The 17,059-nt window shown below is 61.1% G+C and carries 14 protein-coding genes and 1 other RNA gene; 8 read left to right on the top strand and 7 right to left on the bottom strand.

Translation table 11 applies throughout. The annotated features are described in order from the left end of the window. Positions 1-4: 4 nt before the first annotated feature. The 4 genes from CK911_RS08010 to CK911_RS07995 are packed head-to-tail and all read right to left on the bottom strand — an operon-like array spanning position 5 to position 5,590. The gene (locus CK911_RS08010) at positions 5-2,005 is read right to left on the bottom strand and encodes a biotin carboxylase N-terminal domain-containing protein (RefSeq protein ID WP_098969574.1); all 2,001 of its coding nucleotides are present in this window, start codon (positions 2,003-2,005) and stop codon (positions 5-7) included. After that, positions 2,002-2,838, bottom strand: a complete 837-nt coding sequence (locus CK911_RS08005) for an enoyl-CoA hydratase-related protein (protein WP_098969573.1) — start codon at positions 2,836-2,838, stop codon at positions 2,002-2,004. The genes CK911_RS08010 and CK911_RS08005 overlap by 4 nt, the downstream gene beginning before the upstream one ends. Positions 2,839-2,849: 11 nt before the next feature. After that, a complete protein-coding gene (locus CK911_RS08000) occupies positions 2,850-4,451 on the bottom strand; it encodes a carboxyl transferase domain-containing protein (RefSeq protein ID WP_098969572.1) in 1,602 nt (533 codons plus the stop codon). Beyond that, complete coding sequence (locus CK911_RS07995) at positions 4,448-5,590, bottom strand: isovaleryl-CoA dehydrogenase (protein ID WP_098969571.1); 1,143 nt, start codon at positions 5,588-5,590, stop codon at positions 4,448-4,450. Before CK911_RS07995 ends, CK911_RS08000 begins: the two co-directional genes overlap by 4 nt. 319 nt (positions 5,591-5,909) lie before the next feature. Between CK911_RS07995 and CK911_RS07990 the strand changes: the two genes are divergently transcribed. The 8 genes from CK911_RS07990 (at position 5,910) to ffs (ending at position 13,809) form a co-directional block, all read left to right on the top strand. Next, positions 5,910-7,067, top strand: a complete 1,158-nt coding sequence (locus CK911_RS07990; protein ID WP_098969570.1) for an acyl-CoA dehydrogenase family protein — start codon at positions 5,910-5,912, stop codon at positions 7,065-7,067. Positions 7,068-7,207: 140 nt separating this feature from the next. After that, complete coding sequence (locus tag CK911_RS07985) at positions 7,208-7,990, top strand: enoyl-CoA hydratase (RefSeq protein ID WP_098969569.1); 783 nt, start codon at positions 7,208-7,210, stop codon at positions 7,988-7,990. Between the two features lie 18 nt (positions 7,991-8,008). Beyond that, positions 8,009-9,121 carry an enoyl-CoA hydratase/isomerase family protein gene (locus tag CK911_RS07980; RefSeq protein ID WP_098969568.1) on the top strand — a complete coding sequence of 371 codons (1,113 nt, stop codon included), beginning with the start codon at positions 8,009-8,011 and terminating at the stop codon, positions 9,119-9,121. A 51-nt stretch (positions 9,122-9,172) separates the two neighbouring features. Continuing rightward, positions 9,173-10,093 carry a 3-hydroxyisobutyrate dehydrogenase gene (gene mmsB / locus CK911_RS07975; protein ID WP_098969567.1) on the top strand — a complete coding sequence of 307 codons (921 nt, stop codon included), beginning with the start codon at positions 9,173-9,175 and terminating at the stop codon, positions 10,091-10,093. A gap of 52 nt (positions 10,094-10,145) precedes the next feature. Then, entirely contained in the window at positions 10,146-10,925 is a 780-nt protein-coding gene (locus CK911_RS07970; RefSeq protein ID WP_098969566.1) for an SDR family oxidoreductase, read from the top strand. Positions 10,926-11,282: 357 nt separating this feature from the next. Next, positions 11,283-12,719: an arginine-ornithine antiporter gene (gene arcD / locus CK911_RS07965; RefSeq protein ID WP_042020842.1), complete on the top strand. Its 1,437-nt coding sequence runs from the start codon at positions 11,283-11,285 to the stop codon at positions 12,717-12,719. A gap of 102 nt (positions 12,720-12,821) precedes the next feature. Further along, a complete protein-coding gene (locus CK911_RS07960) occupies positions 12,822-13,610 on the top strand; it encodes a sulfite exporter TauE/SafE family protein (protein ID WP_098969565.1) in 789 nt (262 codons plus the stop codon). A 102-nt stretch (positions 13,611-13,712) separates the two neighbouring features. Next, positions 13,713-13,809: signal recognition particle sRNA small type (gene ffs / locus CK911_RS07955), an RNA gene on the top strand. A 222-nt stretch (positions 13,810-14,031) separates the two neighbouring features. Here ffs and CK911_RS07945 read toward each other — a convergent pair. The 3 genes from CK911_RS07945 to CK911_RS07935 form a co-directional block, all read right to left on the bottom strand. After that, the gene (locus CK911_RS07945; protein WP_098969564.1) at positions 14,032-15,225 is read right to left on the bottom strand and encodes an MFS transporter; all 1,194 of its coding nucleotides are present in this window, start codon (positions 15,223-15,225) and stop codon (positions 14,032-14,034) included. A gap of 27 nt (positions 15,226-15,252) precedes the next feature. Then, positions 15,253-15,699, bottom strand: a complete 447-nt coding sequence (locus CK911_RS07940) for a cyclophilin-like fold protein (protein WP_253860400.1) — start codon at positions 15,697-15,699, stop codon at positions 15,253-15,255. Between the two features lie 82 nt (positions 15,700-15,781). Beyond that, positions 15,782-16,918, bottom strand: a complete 1,137-nt coding sequence (locus CK911_RS07935) for an alpha/beta hydrolase (RefSeq protein WP_098969563.1) — start codon at positions 16,916-16,918, stop codon at positions 15,782-15,784. Positions 16,919-17,059 lie beyond the last annotated feature (141 nt).

The raw sequence follows: 17,059 nt of genomic DNA, 5'->3' as shown, positions 1-17,059 counted from the left end.
CTCGTCATGGGTTGCTCGCTTGTTGGTTGATGGCGTTATGCTCCGGGGCGGCATCTGTATCGGTATCGACAAAGCGCACCAGCACGGCCCCCTGGCTTACCTGCTCGCCCTGCTTGCACTGCAGGGCTTCAATCACCCCGTCCCGCTCAGCTCGCAATTGGTGCTCCATCTTCATCGCCTCCAGCACCAGCAGGGGTTGCCCCTTGTTGACAGCTTGTCCCTGCTCGACCAGCACGGCCACCACGATGCCGTGCATCGGGGCAATGGCGCCCTGTGCCTTCTCATTTGTCTGATCATGGTGGTGACTGTGCTGTTGATCATCGGCTGCGAAACGGATGCGCTGGCCCGCCAGGGTCATGACAAAGGTTGCCTCCGCGCCTGCGACCGTTTGGACGGGGATCTGCTGCCAGCAGCCCCCCTGTTGCAGCCGGATATGATCGTCACCGCTCTGGTAGCAACGGGTTTCCCCTTGCCACTCAAACTGGCCGCCATGATCGTGAAGGGCCAATACCCGGTGCTCATCATCGATGCGCACCGCCGCTGTCCAGCAGCGATCCGGCCCCAGCCGAAATCCGCAGGCTTGCTGCCAGGGTGAGGGGCCCGCAGGGCGGCTCGCCAGCCAGAGGGTGGCCAGCGGCCAGGCGAGCTCAGGAATGGGCTGCGGTTCGGTGGGGATGGGCCACTGGGTATGGTGGCCCATGGCCAAAACGTCAGGCTCTTCACATAGGCGCAGCAGCAGCGGGCCGTTGTGCACCAACGGGCCGAGATCCAGCGCCGCCAGCGCATCGGCCAGTTTGGCGAACGCCTCGGCGCGGCTCTGACCGTGGGCGATCAGCTTGGCGATCATGGGATCGTAATAGGGGCTGACCTCATCACCAGCGGTAACGCCGGTGTCGATGCGCACGCCAGCCGGGCAGTGCAGCCAGTGGATGGGGCCACTGGCGGGCAGAAAACCGGCCGTCACATCCTCGGCGTAGAGGCGCGCCTCCACCGCATGGCCGCGCAGCACCACCTCATCCTGAGTCAGTGGCAGTGGCTTGCCTTCGGCCACTGCCAGTTGCCAGGCCACCAGATCCTGCCTGGTCACCGCTTCGGTGACCGGATGCTCTACCTGCAGCCGGGTGTTCATCTCCATAAAGAAGAACTCATCCTTGCAGAGCAGAAACTCGATGGTGCCAGCCCCCTGATAGTGGATGGCCTTGGCTGCGGCCACGGCCGCATCCCCCATGGCGCGGCGAAGGGTCGGGGGAATGTTGGGAGCGGGCGCCTCTTCGATCACCTTCTGGTGGCGCCGCTGCAAGGAGCAGTCCCGGTCCCCCAGATAGATGGCGTTGCCGAGGCTATCGGCAAAAACCTGCACCTCAACGTGGCGAGCCTTGGGCAGATAGCGCTCCAGCAGCACCCGATCGTTGTCAAAGGCGGCCTTGGCCTCCCGTTTGACCGCCGCCAGCGATTCGTCAAAGTCAGCCAGCTGATCGACCCGCCGCATCCCCTTGCCACCGCCGCCACTGGCGGCCTTAATCAGCAGCGGAAAGCCAATCTGGCTCGCCTGATCGTGCAGAAAGTCTGGCCGCTGATCCGTGCCGTGATAGCCGGGCAGCACAGGTACACCGGCGGCCTGCATCAGTGCCTTGGCACCCGATTTGTCACCCATGGCGAGAATGGCGGCGCCGCTTGGACCGACAAAGCGCACGCCGCGTTGTTCGCAGGCGGTGGCAAAATCGCTGTTTTCCGACAGAAAGCCATAACCGGGATGAATGGCATCGGCACGCGCCTCTTTGGCAATCTTCAGCACCTTGCCGGTGTCGAGGTAGCTCTCTCTGGCTGGCGCGGGCCCCAGATGCCAGGCCTCATCGGCCAGGCGGGTGTGCATGGCGTGGGCGTCGGCATCGGAGTAGAGGGCGATAGTGTGGATGCCGAGGCGTTTCGCTGTCTTGATGATCCGTACGGCGATTTCGCCGCGGTTGGCGATCAGCAGACGTTTAATCGGAGTGTGATGGGTCATGTCTCATCCTTGAAACGGGGGCGCCAGGCGGGAGGGCGTTTGTCGAAGAAGGCCTGCATCCCCTCCTGGGCTTCGAGCCCCACCCGAACCCGGGCGATGGTCTCGACGGTTTTCTCTTCGTGCAGGCGGGACGGGTGGGCCTTTATCGCCGCCAGCAGTCGTTTGGTCTCTTTCATCGCCTCCGGCCCGTTGCGGCACAGACGCAGGGCCTGCGCCCGCCCTTCCGCCAGCAGTTGGTCCGGTTTGCAGAGCTGATGCGCCACATTGAGGCGGCAGGCGGTGATGGCATCGAACGGCTCGGCACTGAGCATGTAGCGGCGCGCCTGACGCATCCCCATGGTGCGCACCACATAGGGGCTGATCACCGCAGGCACCAGGCCAAGGCTCACCTCGGAGAGGCAGAAGCGGGCATCATCGCTGGCCAGCACCAGATCGCAGGCACAGATCAGCCCCAGTGCCCCGCCATAGGCTGCCCCTTGCACCAGCGCCACCGTAGGGAAGGGGAGCTCGTCGAGGGTCTGCATCAGCCGCGCCAGTACCCGGGCATCTTCGCGATTGTGTTCGAAATCGGCGTGAGCCAGATTGCGCATCCAGTTGAGATCGGCGCCCGCGCAAAAGTGTTTGCCTTCGGCCCGCAGCAGCAAAGCATGAGGACGTTCGGCGAGATCATGACCATGGAGATGGGCCAGATCATCGAGGCAGTCGAGCAGCCCCAGCATCAGGTCGGCATCAAAGGCGTTGTGGCGGGCCGGGCGCGATAGCACCAGCTCGGCCCGCGGGCCGTGCCGCTCCAGCCGAAACGGGTTCTGGGAGGAAGTGAGTGGATCTGACATGGGTTTGCTCCTTACATCCGGAAGATGCCGTACTGCTCGGGTTCAATGCGGGCACCCTGACAGGTGGCCAGTGCCAGCGCCAACACGGTGCGGCTCTGGGCCGGGTCGATGACGCCATCATCCCAGAGGCGGGCGCTGGCGTAGTAGGGGTGACCCTGGCGCTCATACTGCTCGATCACCGGGGCACGGATGGCGGCCGCTTCCTGTTCGCTCAAGTCCTTGCCCTCAACGGCCAGCTTGTCCCGACGCACCTGCACCAGCACTCCGGCAGCTTGCTCACCCCCCATGACAGAGATGCGACTGTTGGGCCAGCTAAAGAGAAAGTCGGGTTCATAGGCGCGGCCGCACATGCCGTAATTGCCAGCGCCAAAGCTGCCGCCGACGATCAGAGTGATCTTGGGCACCCGGCTGCAGGCCACGGCGGTCACCAGTTTGGCTCCGTGCTTGGCGATCCCCTCTTTTTCTGCGCTGCTCCCCACCATAAAGCCGGTGATGTTCTGCAAAAAGAGCAGCGGAATGGCGCGCCGGTTACAGAGCTGGATAAAGTGGGCCCCCTTCTGGGCACTGTCGCTGTGCAGCACACCGTTGTTGGCGAGGATCCCCACCTCCATGCCGCAAATGCGGGCAAAGCCGGTCACCAGGGTGGTGCCAAACAGCGCCTTGAATTCGTCAAAGTCAGAGCCATCCACCAGTCGGGCGATCAGCTCCCGCGCGTCGTAAGGGCGTTTGAGGCTGGTGCCCACCAGACCGTAGAGCTCCTCTATGGGGTAGCAGGGGGGCTCGTAGCCTGGGCTGGTCTCTACCGGCTCGTTACCCAGATGAGTAACCAGAGTGCGGGTGATGGCCAGCGCATGGGCATCGTCGCGGGCCATATGATCTGCCACCCCTGAGTGGGCGCAGTGCACTTCGGCGCCGCCCAGGGCCTCGGCGCTGATCTCCTCGCCGGTGGCGGCCTTGACCAGCGGTGGGCCCGCCAGAAAGATGGTGGCTTGCTCCCTGACCATGATCGATTCGTCCGCCATGGCAGGCACGTAGGCGCCCCCGGCGGTGCAGAGCCCCATTACCACCGCCAGCTGGGGGATGTTCTGGGCCGACATGCGGGCCTGGTTGTAGAAGATGCGGCCAAAGTGATCCCGGTCGGGGAACACCTCATCCTGCATTGGCAGAAAGGCGCCGCCGGAATCCACCAGATAGAGGCAGGGGAGGCGCAGCCGCTCGGCGATGGCCTGGGCGCGCAGGTGCTTTTTCACCGTGAGCGGGTAGTAGGTGCCGCCCTTCACGGTGGCATCGTTCACCACCAGCATGCAGAGCCTGCCAGAGACCCGGCCGATGCCGGTGATGATGCCAGCGGCGGGCACCGGCTCGTCATAGACCTGCCAGCCAGCCAGCGCCGACAGCTCGAGAAACGGGGAGCCCGAGTCCAGCAGCTGGTTGATGCGCTCGCGGGGCAGCAGCTTGCCACGGGCCTGATGGCGGGCGTTGTTGGCCGCGCCGCCCCCTTGCGCGATCTCGGCAATGCGGGCGTGGAGATCGTCCACCAGCCCCTGCATGGCGGCCCGATTGGCCGCATATTCCGGGCTCGCCGTGTCGAGACGGGAGTGGATACGACTCATGCATTTTCTCCCATCAGCTCGCGACCAATCAGCCAGCGGCGGATCTCCGAGGTACCGGCGCCTATCTCGTAGAGTTTGGCGTCCCGCAGCAGGCGGCCGGTGGGGTATTCGTTGATGTAGCCGTTGCCGCCGAGCAGCTGGATGGCATCGAGCGCCATCTGGGTGGCGTTTTCGGCGGCAAACAGGATGGCGGCGGCGCAATCTTTACGGCTGGTGCGGCCCTGATCGCAGGCAGTCGCCACCGAGTAGACCAGCGCCCGGCTGCTGGCGAGGCGGGTATACATGTCGGCGAGCTTGCCCTGCACCAGCTGGAACTCGCCGATGGCCTGGCCGAACTGCTTGCGCTCGCGCACATAGGGCAACACCACGTCCATGCAGGCCTGCATGATGCCAAGGGGGCCCGCCGCCAGTACCACTCGCTCGTAGTCGAGGCCGCTCATCAGCACCTTGACCCCGCCGTGGAGGGGGCCCAGCAGGTTCTGTTGCGGCACCCGGCAGTTGTCAAACACCAGCTCGCAGGTGCTGGAGCCGCGCATCCCGAGCTTGTCGAGCTTCTGTGCGGTAGTGAAACCGGGAGTACCCGCCTCGACGATAAAGGCGGAAATCCCTTTGGGGCCAGCAGCGGCATCGGTCTTGGCATAGATGACGAAGGTGTCGGCATCCGGGCCGTTGGTGATCCACATCTTGTTGCCGTTCAGCACGAAGTGATCCCCCTCGCGCACCGCGGTGAGGCGCATGCTCACCACGTCGGATCCCGCGCCCGGTTCGCTCATGGCCAGCGCCCCCACATGCTCGCCGCTCACCAGTGGCGGCAGATAGCGCGCTTTCTGTTCCGGCGTGCCGTGGCGGTGGATCTGGTTGATGCAGAGGTTGGAGTGGGCGCCGTAGGAGAGGCCGACCGAGGCGCTGGCGCGGCTCACCTGCTCCATCACCAGCACGTGGGCCAGATAGCCGAGGTTCACCCCGTCATACTCCTCCGCCACAGTGATGCCGTGCAGACCCAGCTCACCCATCCGGGGCCAGAGATCACGGGGGAAGGCGTTGCTCTGATCGATCTCGCTGGCGCGCGGGGCGATCACTTTCTGGCAGAAAGCCGCAACCTGTTCGGTCAGGGCATTCAGGGTCTCATCCATCTGCATCCATGCTCTCCTTGCGGATATGACAGTCGGGTAGGAAGGTTGTCTCGACCGGCTGACTCGGCGTCACGGCAGGCAGTGGTCGGTCCATTTTTGTACTTCACTTCTGCCATAAGTTTACGTTAGCGTAAACGTAAATCAATTGTTAGTCTGTTGTGTGTCGATAGAGAGGGGGTAGTGAGAGCGTCATCAGCTACCCCGAGAACAGCGCCATAGTGGTAGATCCGAATGACCAGTGTGTGGGCGCTGCGTCATAAAGCACTAACTCAGGAAAATAAGCGCGGGACAATAAGCGCAGGGCAACAAGGGAGCGAACAACAAGATGGATTTTACCCTGACCGATGATCAACAGGCGTATGTGGAGGCGGCCGCCGCCTTTGCTGACGATGCGCTCAAACCTAATGCCGCGCGCTGGGACAAGGAGCACGTGTTTCCGATCCCGACCATCAAACAGGCGGCCGGGCTCGGGTTTTGCGGTCTCTATACCCCGGAGCAGTTTGGCGGATTGGGGCTGCCTCGCCTCGATGCCAGTCTCATCTTTGAGCGCCTCGCCATGGGCTGTACCTCGACCACGGCGTATCTGACCATCCACAACATGGTGAGCTGGATGCTGGGCAGCTGGTTGCCTGTTCATGTCGCCGAGGAGTGGGTGCCCAAACTGGCCAGCGGCGAATTGCTGGGCTCCTATTGTCTTACCGAACCGGGGGCAGGCTCCGATGCCGCAGCCCTCAAGACCCGGGCGGTGCGTGAGGGTGATAGCTATCTCATCGAGGGGACCAAGGTCTTTATCTCGGGGGCGGGCAGTACCGATGTGCTGGTGGTGATGGCCCGTACCGGTGGTGAAGGGGCGAGCGGTATCTCCGCCTTTATGGTGCCAGCCGACAGCGCGGGCATCGTCTATGGCAAGCCCGAAGATAAGCTGGGCTGGAACAGTCAACCGACCCGGGAGGTGGCGTTCAACGGGGTGCGCATACCCGCCAGCTACCGGCTGGGTGAGGAGGGAGAAGGGTTCAAATTCGCCATGCAGGCCCTCGATGGGGGGCGCATCAATATTGCCACCTGTTCGGTGGGCACCGCCCAGCAGGCGCTAGATGATGCGCTGGCCTATGTGCAGCAGCGCCAGCAATTTGGTCGCCCGATCAGCGAATTCCAGAGCGTGCAGTTTCGCCTTGCCGACATGGCGACCGAGCTGGCGGCCGCCCGTTTGTTGGTGCGTCAGGCCGCCGACAAGCTGGATCGCGGGGCGCCGGACAAGAGTGCCTGGTGCGCCATGGCCAAGCGTTTTGCCACCGATGTGGGTTATCGGGTCTGTGATGAGGCTCTGCAACTCTTTGGCGGCTATGGTTATATCCGCGAGTATCCGCTCGAGCGCTATCTGCGCGATACCCGGGTACACCGCATTCTGGAGGGCACCAACGAGGTGATGCGACTCATCATCGCTCGCCGCCTGCTGGCCGATCCCGGCTTGTCGCTGGGCTAACCGGTGGTCGCATCAAGGGTGTGTGGCCTGCCACCCGATTTGCGCCATGCCATGCTGGTTTCGGCTTTGTGAGCCAGCCACAGGTTGGTGTCATTCAAGCCTGTCATCATGGCTGCAGCTTCATCGACAAGGACAATGTTATGACAAGGATCAGACTCGAATACCATGGCCACGTTGCCTATATCACCCTCGACCATCCACCTGCCAACACCTGGACCCTCGCCAGCCTGCAAGCCTTTTTGCAGATGATGGTGGAGCTCGATAGTCGCCCCGATGTGGTGGCGCTGGTGATCCGCGGTGCGGGCGACAAATTTTTCTGCGCCGGTGCCGACCTCAATATGTTTGTCGAGGGGGATGTCGAGCTGGCTCGCCAGGTGGTCGACGCCTTTGGCAAGGCCTTCGAGGCGTTGGCCCGTTTTCACGGGGTCAGTATCGCCGCCATCAATGGCTATGCCATGGGGGGCGGGCTGGAAGTGGCGCTGGCCTGTGATATCCGCATCGCCGAGCAGCAGGCGCTGCTGGGATTGCCGGAGGCATCGGTGGGCTTGCTCCCCTGTGCCGGTGGCACACAGCGCCTGACCGAGCTGGTGGGGCCTGGCTGGGCCAAGCGAATGATCCTCTGCAGCGAGAAAGTGAGTGCCTCTCTGGCCTATGAGATGGGGCTGGTGGAGGAGGTGGTAAAAACCGGTCAGGGGTGGGAGGCTGCGCACCAGATGGCGCAGCTGGTGGCTCGCCAGAGCCCGAGCGCCCTGCGTGCCTGCAAAACCCTTATTAATCAGGGTCGCAGCGGCCCGCGTGATGCCGCCTTGCCCCTTGAGCGGGCGCTGTTCCTCGATCTCTTTACCGATGCCAACCAGCGTGAAGGGGTGGCCGCCTTTCTGGAGAAACGCTCACCACGCTGGCAATATGGCCCAACAGAATAAATCCATACGGAGCCGTTTATGAGTGAGCCGGTCAAGGTTAGCTGCCATCCCACCGAAGATGGCCATCAGATCGGGGTGTTGACCCTCGACAGCCCCGCGTCTCTCAACGCATTGAGCCTGCCGATGATCCGGATCCTGCAACAGACGCTGACTCGTTGGGAGCAGGATCCCGCCATCGTCTGTGTGCTGCTGCAGGGGGCGGGTGAGAAGGCGTTCTGTGCCGGTGGTGATATCCGCTCCTTCTATTACCGCAAGCAGGAGGCGAGCGAGGCGGAACTGTTTGGCTATGCCCGCGACTTTTTCGAGCAGGAGTACCGGCTCGACCACCACATCCACGGTTATCGCAAGCCCCTGATCTGCGTGGCGGACGGTATCTGCATGGGGGGCGGTATTGGCCTGTTTGCCGGTGCCGATTTTCGGGTTGTGACCGAGAAGAGCCTGTTCGCCATGCCGGAGGTGACCATCGGCCTCTACCCCGACGTGGGGGCGAGCTGGTTTTTAAGCCGGATGCCGGGGCGACTCGGGCTCTGGCTCGGTCTGACTGGTGCCCGTTTCAATGGCGCCGATGCCCTTGGGGTCGGGTTGGCGGATCATGCCATCGCCAGTGGTGAGCGCAGTACGCTGTTGTCACACCTCGCCGTGCTCGACTGGGCTGTCAGTGGTGATCCCCGTGAGCAGATCGATCTGCTGCTCAGGGGGTTGCACCGTGAGGTGGCGGCCCGCTTGCCTGCGCCTGTGCTGCTGCCCCATCAACAGAGGATCGATGCCTTGCTGGCGGGGCGCACGCTGCAAGGGGTATTGACGCGGCTGTTCAACGCCGGTTTCGATGAACAGGAGGCGGTGCTCCAGCAGGCGCAGCAGATTTGCCGCACCGGTAGCCCCATCAGCCGCGCCATTTTGTGGCGCCAGTATTGGCAGGCTCGCCGCCACTCCCTGGCTGAGGTATTTGCCGATGAGCTGACCCTCTCGGTCAACTGCGTGCTCAAGGGGGATTTTGTGGAAGGGGTGCGGGCCCTGCTGATCGACAAGGATAAAGATCCCCGCTGGCAGCAGTTACCTCCCGAGGGGGAGTGGCTGGACGAGTTTTATCGCTGGCCGCAGGGACTCAATCCACTGGCCTGCAAGGAATAGCAGGTTGGCAACCGGCGGACGCCGCCATCAGCAACGCAAGGAGCAAGCGGGATGACAAGGATAGGATTTATCGGGCTCGGCAACATGGGTGGCCCCATGGCGGCCAATCTGGCAAAGGCGGGTCACACGGTGCAGGTGTTTGATCTGGTTGCGCAAAGTGTCGAGCGAGCCATCGCTGCTGGTTGCATCGCAGCGGGGGATGCCCGCGAGGCGGTGACTGGCTGCGAGGTGGTGATCAGCATGCTGCCTGCCGGTGAGCATGTGCGCTCCCTCTGGTTGGGCGAGAGCGATGGTGAGCGGGGCGGGCAGGATCTGCTGGCGTCCCTGCCGGTTGGTGCACTGGTGATCGACTGCTCCACCATCGATGTCGACTCTGCCCGTCAGGTCGGGGAGGCGGCCCGTGCGCGCGGTTTGCGCTTTATCGATGCCCCCGTGTCGGGCGGTGTCGCTGGGGCGGCAGCCGGGACGCTCACCTTTATCGTCGGCGGCGACGCGGCGGATTTCGAGGCGGCAAAACCTCTGCTCGCCTGCATGGGGCAGAACCTGTTTCACGCAGGGGCGCTGGGATCGGGACAGATCGCCAAGATGTGCAACAACATGCTGCTCGCGATCCACATGGCGGGCACCGCCGAGGCGCTGGCGCTCGGGGTCAAGGAGGGGCTGGATCCCGCCGTGCTCTCCACCATCATGGGCAAGAGCTCCGGCAACAACTGGAGTCTGGAGCGCTACAACCCCTGGCCCGGGGTGATGGAGAATGTGCCTGCCGCCCGCAACTATCAGGGGGGCTTTATGACCCGTTTGATGGTGAAAGATTTGGGGTTGGCCATGGCGCTGGCTGAGCATGGCCACAGCGCGGTGCCCATGGGGGCACTCGCGCGCAACCTGTTTAACCTGCATGCTGCCCAGGGGCAGGGAAGTCGGGATTTCTCCAGCATCGTCGAACTCTATCTGGATAAACAGGATCCCGCCTGACGGGCCACCTCTCTTCGAGGCATCTCCCATCTGCCTGCTACAAGGAGCATTGATGGATATCAAAGATAAGGTCATCGTTATTACCGGCGCCGGACGTGGCTTGGGGCGAGCCATCGCCCTTGCCCTGGGCGCACAGGGGGCGACGCTGGCGCTGCTCGACATCAATCACGCCGATCTGGAGGCGACCGCCGCTATGGTGCGCAGTCAGAATGATCAGTTCGATCAAGATAGCCAGTGCGAGCTGTTCGTCTGCAATGTGGCGAGCGAAGCCGAGGTCGAGTCGGTTTTTGCCGCTATCAAGGGGCGCTTTGGCGTGCTGCATGGCCTCATCAACTGCGCCGGCATTTTGCGCGACGGCATGCTGATCAAGGTGAAAGAGGGGGCGCTGGTGGAGAAGATGACGCTGGCCCAGTGGCAGAGCGTGATTGACGTCAACCTCACCGGTACTTTCCTCTGCGGCCGCGAAGGGGCGGCGCTGATGGCACAAGGGGGGCAGGGGGGCGTTATCATCAATATCTCCTCCATTGCCCGCGCCGGCAATATCGGCCAGAGCAACTATGCCGCCAGCAAGGCGGGGGTCGCCTCGCTGGTGGTGACCTGGGCGCGGGAGCTGGCGCGCCACGGTATTCGGGTGATGGGGATCGCCCCCGGGGTGTTTGCCACCGACATGACGGCGGCGATGAAGCCGGAGGCGATGGCGAGGATGCAGCAGGCCATTCCGGTCGGCACCCTTGGCGAGGCGCAGCAACTGGCCGATACGGTCAGCTTTATTTTTTCCAACGACTATCTGTCGGGCCGGATGATAGAACTGGATGGCGGTTTGCGTTTATAGCGCTTTACACAATGAGCCCCGGTGTTTCCACCGGGGCTTTTTTATGCAGATTATTTATACAACAGCAAGCTGCATGGGGATGCATGGGGTTCATCCGGATTAGTTCCACACAGCAGAAACTGATAAATATCAAGAAGTCTTGGTTAATTTGAGCCAGCTCACAGGCCATCTGGATCAGTGCTGTAGAATTGCGCGCGGTCAAGGCTGTGCATGATTGACGGGTCGAGGGATTGCGGTCGGAATAGTCATGCAATATAGTTGCCGCCTTTTTCACGGGGTCTGGATTTCTACCCCCGCCCATATTGCGCGCAGTATGAATACGGATGCTCTGCCGCCGCCTAAGTAGACAGGATTGAGATGGATAAGAAACTAGGGCTTGGCGCCCTCATTTCGCTGGTGGTCGGCTCCATGGTCGGCGCCGGGGTCTTCAGTCTGCCACAAAACATTGCTGCTCATGCCAGTGCCGGGGCTGTCGCCCTGGGTTGGGCCATCACCGGTCTTGGCATGATCTGTCTCGCGCTGGTTTATCAGAACCTCTCCATGCGCCGCCCTGATCTCGATGGCGGTATCTTCAGCTATGCCAAAGCCGGTTTCGGCGATTTTATCGGCTTCAACGCAGCATGGGGTTACTGGCTTTGCCAACTGCTGGCCAACGTCTCCTACGCCATCGTGGTGTTCAGCGCCCTGAGCTACTTCTTTGATACACCGGATAACGTCATCTTTGGTGATGGCAATACACCGGTCGCCATTACCCTTGCCTCGATCCTGATCTGGTCGGTGCATGCCCTGGTGCTGCGCGGGATCCAGGTTGCGGCGCTGGTGAATATTGTCACCACCATCGCCAAAATGGTGCCGCTCATCGTCTTTTGTGTCGCTGTGCTGCTGGCGTTCAATATGGACACCTTCACCCTGGATATCTGGGGCCAGAACAACATGGAGCTGGGCTCGGTGATGGATCAGGTCAAGTCCACCATGAAGGTGACACTCTGGGTCTTTATCGGGATTGAGGGGGCCGTGGTGGTCTCTGCCCGTGCCCGTCATCGCAAGGATGTGGGCCGTGCCACCGTGTTGGCGCTGCTTGGTGCGCTGGCGCTTTACGTGATGGTAACCCTGTTCTCGCTGGGGGTCATGAGTCAGCCCCAGCTGGCCGCCCTCAAAAACCCCTCTACCGCCATGATCCTTGAGGCTGTGGTTGGCCCATGGGGTGCCTGGCTCATCAACATCGGTCTGGTTATCTCGGTGATGGGCGCCTTGCTGAGCTGGACCGTGCTGGCCGCTGAAGTGCCTTACATTGCGGGCAAGACCGGCGTGTTCCCGGGCTGGTTTGCCAAGGAGAACAAGAACGGCTCACCTCAGGTGTCGCTCTGGTGCTCGACCTGTCTGGTGCAAGTGTTCCTCATCATCATCTACTTCCAGAGCAGTACCTATCTGGCGCTGGTCAATATCGCCACCTCGGCGGCGCTGGTGCCGTATGTCTTCTCTGGCGCTTATGGCCTGAAGCTGGCACTGAAAGGGGAGACCTATGAGGGTCAGCCTCATCAGCGCAAACGGGATCTCATGCTGGCGCTGGTGGCGACCGTCTACGGCTGCTGGCTGGTTTATGCTGCTGGTGTCGAGTATCTGCTGCTGGTGGCGTTGCTTTATAGCCCGGGTATCTTCATCTACTGGAAGGCGCGTCAGCACCATGGTCTGCGCGGCCTTAACCGGCTGGAGCAGGGGATGACGGCGGCCCTGCTCGGTTGCGCCGTGCTGGCCTTCTACAAGGTGATGGACGGGACCATTCCCTTGAACTGACAGGCACCCAAAGAGATGGCCCAAGGGCCATCTCTTTTTTCATGGGGATCTTTTTTGTAGCCGGGCCGTTTTGGTCATTTTTCGTTTATGACAGGAATTTTTATGCTGTTTATGGGATACCTCCTGCTGGGGGCTTTTGCGGGAATGCTGGCAGGGCTGTTTGGCATTGGCGGCGGGCTGATCATAGTGCCGGTGCTGGTCATGACGTTTCGCGCCCAGGGGGTAGACCCTGACATCATCACCCACTTGGCCCTTGGTACCTCGCTACCTACCATGATCTTCACCGGTTTCAGCTCGCTGCGGGCCCATCGGGAGGCCGGCGCCGTCGACTGGGTGATGATCCGCCGACTCGGGGCTGGCATGTTGATCGGGGGCTGGCTGGGTGGCATGACCGCCAATCTGCTCAGTGTCAGCACCCTCAATATCATCATCGGTTGTTTCGCCTGGAGCATGGCGCTGCAGATGGGGCTAAACCTCAAGCCCAAAGCGGAGCGCCATATGCCGGGGCCGCTGGGCACAGGTATTGCTGGCACTATTATCGGCTGGATGTCGGCACTGTTTGGCATCGGTGGCGGCTCACTGACCGTACCCTACCTCACCTGGAACAGTGTGCCGATGCGCAATGCGGTGGCCGCGTCCGCTGCGTGCAGCATGCCCATCGCGCTGGCGGGCAGTCTCAGCTACCTCTATGCCGGTTGGGGTCATGCCGACCTGCCCGAGTGGAGTGTTGGCTACATCTATTTGCCCGCCCTGCTGGGGATTGTGCTGACCAGTACCCAATTCGCCCGCATTGGCGCCAAACTGGCACACCGCCTGTCACCCAAGCGGCTCAAGCAGGCATTTGCCCTGTTGATGCTGCTGGTGGGGGCCAAGTTCATGCTGTATAGCTGATTCATTCGGCAGATTGTTGAAAAATAAGGCAAACGAACTATTGGAAGGTAGAAAGCCGTTGCATTGAGAGCCCAGTTTGCCTATTCTCCTCGCCGGTGGTCCTATTGGTCCTCTCGCATTGATAACCCGTCGACCTGGTCAGGACCGGAAGGTAGCAGCCAAGGTGGGGGACTCGAGTGCCGGGATGTGGCTGGTAGGGCCACCACTTGTTTCTGCAATTCAATAAGTTACCTTTCTAAAGCCCTTGGTCATCCACTTTGTGTGGACGACGAGGAGCTCATCAATGAATCTCTGGCTCAGTCCCCACGGCATCTGGTATTACCGGAAAGTCACCATGCTCCCCTGTGGTCGTCGTAAAGAGATCAAAAAATCCCTGCATACCCGAGACAAGCTTTGTGCACGCCATCACCAGCTCACTGGCCTATCGGCCAAGCATGGCGGGCTTGAGTCGTCTGCCATTGCCTACCACCAGAGAGGCTGCGGCCAGCAACAGGGCGCTCCCCATAAAGGTGGCATTGATAGAGAGAGAATCCAGCAGCCATCCTCCCACCGCGGCTCCCAACGTGATCGCCAGCTGAATAGCTGCCACCATCAGGCCGCCACCACTTTCGGGCGAATCGGCAATGCCTTGGGTGATCCAGGCTGACCAGGCAACGGGAATGGCGGAGTTAAGGGCGCCCCACAGGATCAGCATCATCGCCACGCCCCAGAAGTGATGCTCCACCATCAGCAGCGCCAGGGTGATAACGCCTAGCACCAACGGCAACCAGCGTAGCATCCGGTAAAGATGACGGCGCAACAGCATGCTAACCGCCGTGGTGCCGACAAAACCGGCCAGCCCCAAAGCCAGCAGCAGCGCCGATAGTTGCGGCAGACTGACTTGGGTGCGCGTCTCGAGAAAGGGGCGGAAATAGGTAAAAGCACTGAAGGCGCCAGCAAAGGTCAGCATCACGCCCATGATGGCAAATGTCACATTGGGGCGTCGCATCAGGCGAAATACGTTGGGTGGGCATGTTTGTGAGCGTATTGAAGGCAAGCTGAGTGCCATCCACAACAGGTTGAGAACCACCAGCGGTACCAGCAGCCAGAATACCCCTCGCCAGCCGATCAGTCCGCCAAGGTAGCTGCCAATGGGGGCCGCAAAAGCGGTCGCGACCGCATTGCCGGTATACATGATACCCAGCGCTTTGGGGACGGATTGGCTGGAGACCAACCGCATGATGGTGGCAGTTGCCAGCGCCCAAAAACCGCCGATGACGATCCCGAGCAGAGCGCGCGCCATCATCAATACGACAAAGTTGGGGCTCAGGGCAATAGCGACCAGAGAGGCCAGCATCAGAGCGGCCAGCCCCATGAGTACATGGCGCCGATCCAGTCTATGAGAGAGGGTGGCGATCAGCAGACTGGTTGGGACAGCAAACAGACCGGAAATGGAAATAGCAAGACCAGCCATGCCGTTACTGGCACCCAGATCTGCGGCAATCGGCGTCAGCAGGCTGACTGGCATGAACTCGGCGGCAATGAGTAGTGCCACGCACAGCGACATTGCGGCAACTGCAGACCAGTGTTCGCTGATGATATCGGGCGTGCGGGATGATAAAGATGTGGTGTTCATGAGATGACCTGAAAGTAAAACATGGGATTATTCGATCGCTTCAATCGTGATGCTGGCGGCCGGGGTGGTGGTAAGGTGGATGAGACCCGATTCAATGCGCCCCAGCTTGATCAGTCCGGTTGAATAGCCAAAATCCCGATAGAAGATCGCCAGATTTCCCCAGGGGGCGTAATAGGTGATGTCCCCCACGTCCGGGTCTATACCCTTTGGGGCGTCCTGTGTGGTCAATTTGCGTGGCAGATAGGCAATCTTCTCAGTGCCGACGTAATCCTCAAGGGGGAGCGTCAGGGGGAGCATGGCAAAAAAGTCCCGTGCGCTGAGACTCTCTTCCAGGGTGGCCGTGATGATCTGGCCGGCTATCGTCATCTTGATGTTCATACTCTCTGTCCTGTTCTGATCCTCAGCACGTGCGGCTGCTGTGCTGGTCACCACCAGCAATAGGGTCATCGCGCTGGCGAACTTTCCTCTGGTCATTGTTCTTCTCTCAATGTGGCGCGAAGGGTGGCGTAGTAACCGATGAGAAAATGCGGCGAAGAGCTCGCCGCGTTTTCGACGCTTACTTCAGGTTGGTCTTGAAGAACTGCTCGAACTTGGCAAACGGGATCTTGCCAGCCTGGTTGTCATACAGGTCGACATGATTGGCGCCTGGCACGACGACCAGCTCTTTTTGCTGGCTGCCAACGGCCTTGAAGGCATCTTCGGCAAAATAGCGAGAGTGGGCCTGCTCACCGGTCACGATCAGGGTGGGAATGGCGATTTCGCTGGCATAGCTCAGCAGCGGCATATTCATGAACGACAACGGCATTGTGGTGGTCCAGGCCCCGTTGGAGTTCACCGAGCGGGTGTGGAAGCCGCGCGGCACACGGTAGTAATCGAAGAACTCCTTGAGCACCGGATGCGGGTTGTCCGGCAGCGCCTCTGGAAGAGTGCGGGCGGCGGCCGTGACATTGCCCTTCTCATCGACATAGAGGTCGTGGTTGCTATGGGCATAGGTGCCACTTTCTGCATCTTTCCAGCGTTGTTCATTCAGGTATGTCAGCACCGCGCGGCGATCGGCAGTGGAGTAGCGATCCTTGCCATCGCCCACACCGTGCCCAATAGCCCGACTCATGTCATACATCACACTGGTCGCCACCGCCTTGATGCGGGTGTCGCCAGCGACGGCATTGAGGGCCATGCCGCCCCAACCGCAAACCCCCAGCAGACCGATACGGTTGCGGTCGACCTCTTGTTGCAGGCCGAGGAAATCAACGGCTGCGCTGAAATCTTCGGTGTTGATATCGGGCGAGGCCACATCGCGCGGTTGACCGCCACTTTCACCGGTGTAAGAGGGGTCAAACGCCAACGTGACAAAGCCACGTTCGGCCAGGGTCTGGGCATACAGACCGCTTGACTGCTCTTTCACCGCACCAAACGGGCCGCTCATGGCAATGGCTGCCAGCTTGGCATCATCCCGGTTTTTCGGAAGATAGAGGTCAGCCACCAGGGTGATGCCGTAACGGTTCTTGAAGGTGACCTTGCGATGATCAACCTTGTTGCTCTGGGCAAAGGTCTTGTCCCATTGGGTCACCATGGAAACTGGTTCAGTGGGGTTGGTGGTTTGGGCATCACTCATTGTGGAGACTCCGGTTAATGCTGCACCCAGCAGCAAGGCAGAGGCGATGGCGGTTAGTTTTTTGGGGAGAACATTCATGGCAAAGTTCCTCTAAATCGGATTTCTGATGCGTGGTCCTGATGGTGGGGGCTGGTTTTGTGACCCACGACACACATTCTAGTTAGAACAATTAATGATGATTAGAGGCAGTATTTTGATAATATTCATGCCTATATGTTC

Origin of the sequence: Aeromonas sp. CU5 (genome assembly GCF_002586745.1) — a bacterium.
GTDB classification, from domain to species: Bacteria; Pseudomonadota; Gammaproteobacteria; order Enterobacterales; family Aeromonadaceae; genus Aeromonas; species Aeromonas sobria.
The sequence above is the reverse complement of the archived record's forward strand: the minus strand, read 5'-3'. Positions and strand labels throughout refer to the sequence as shown.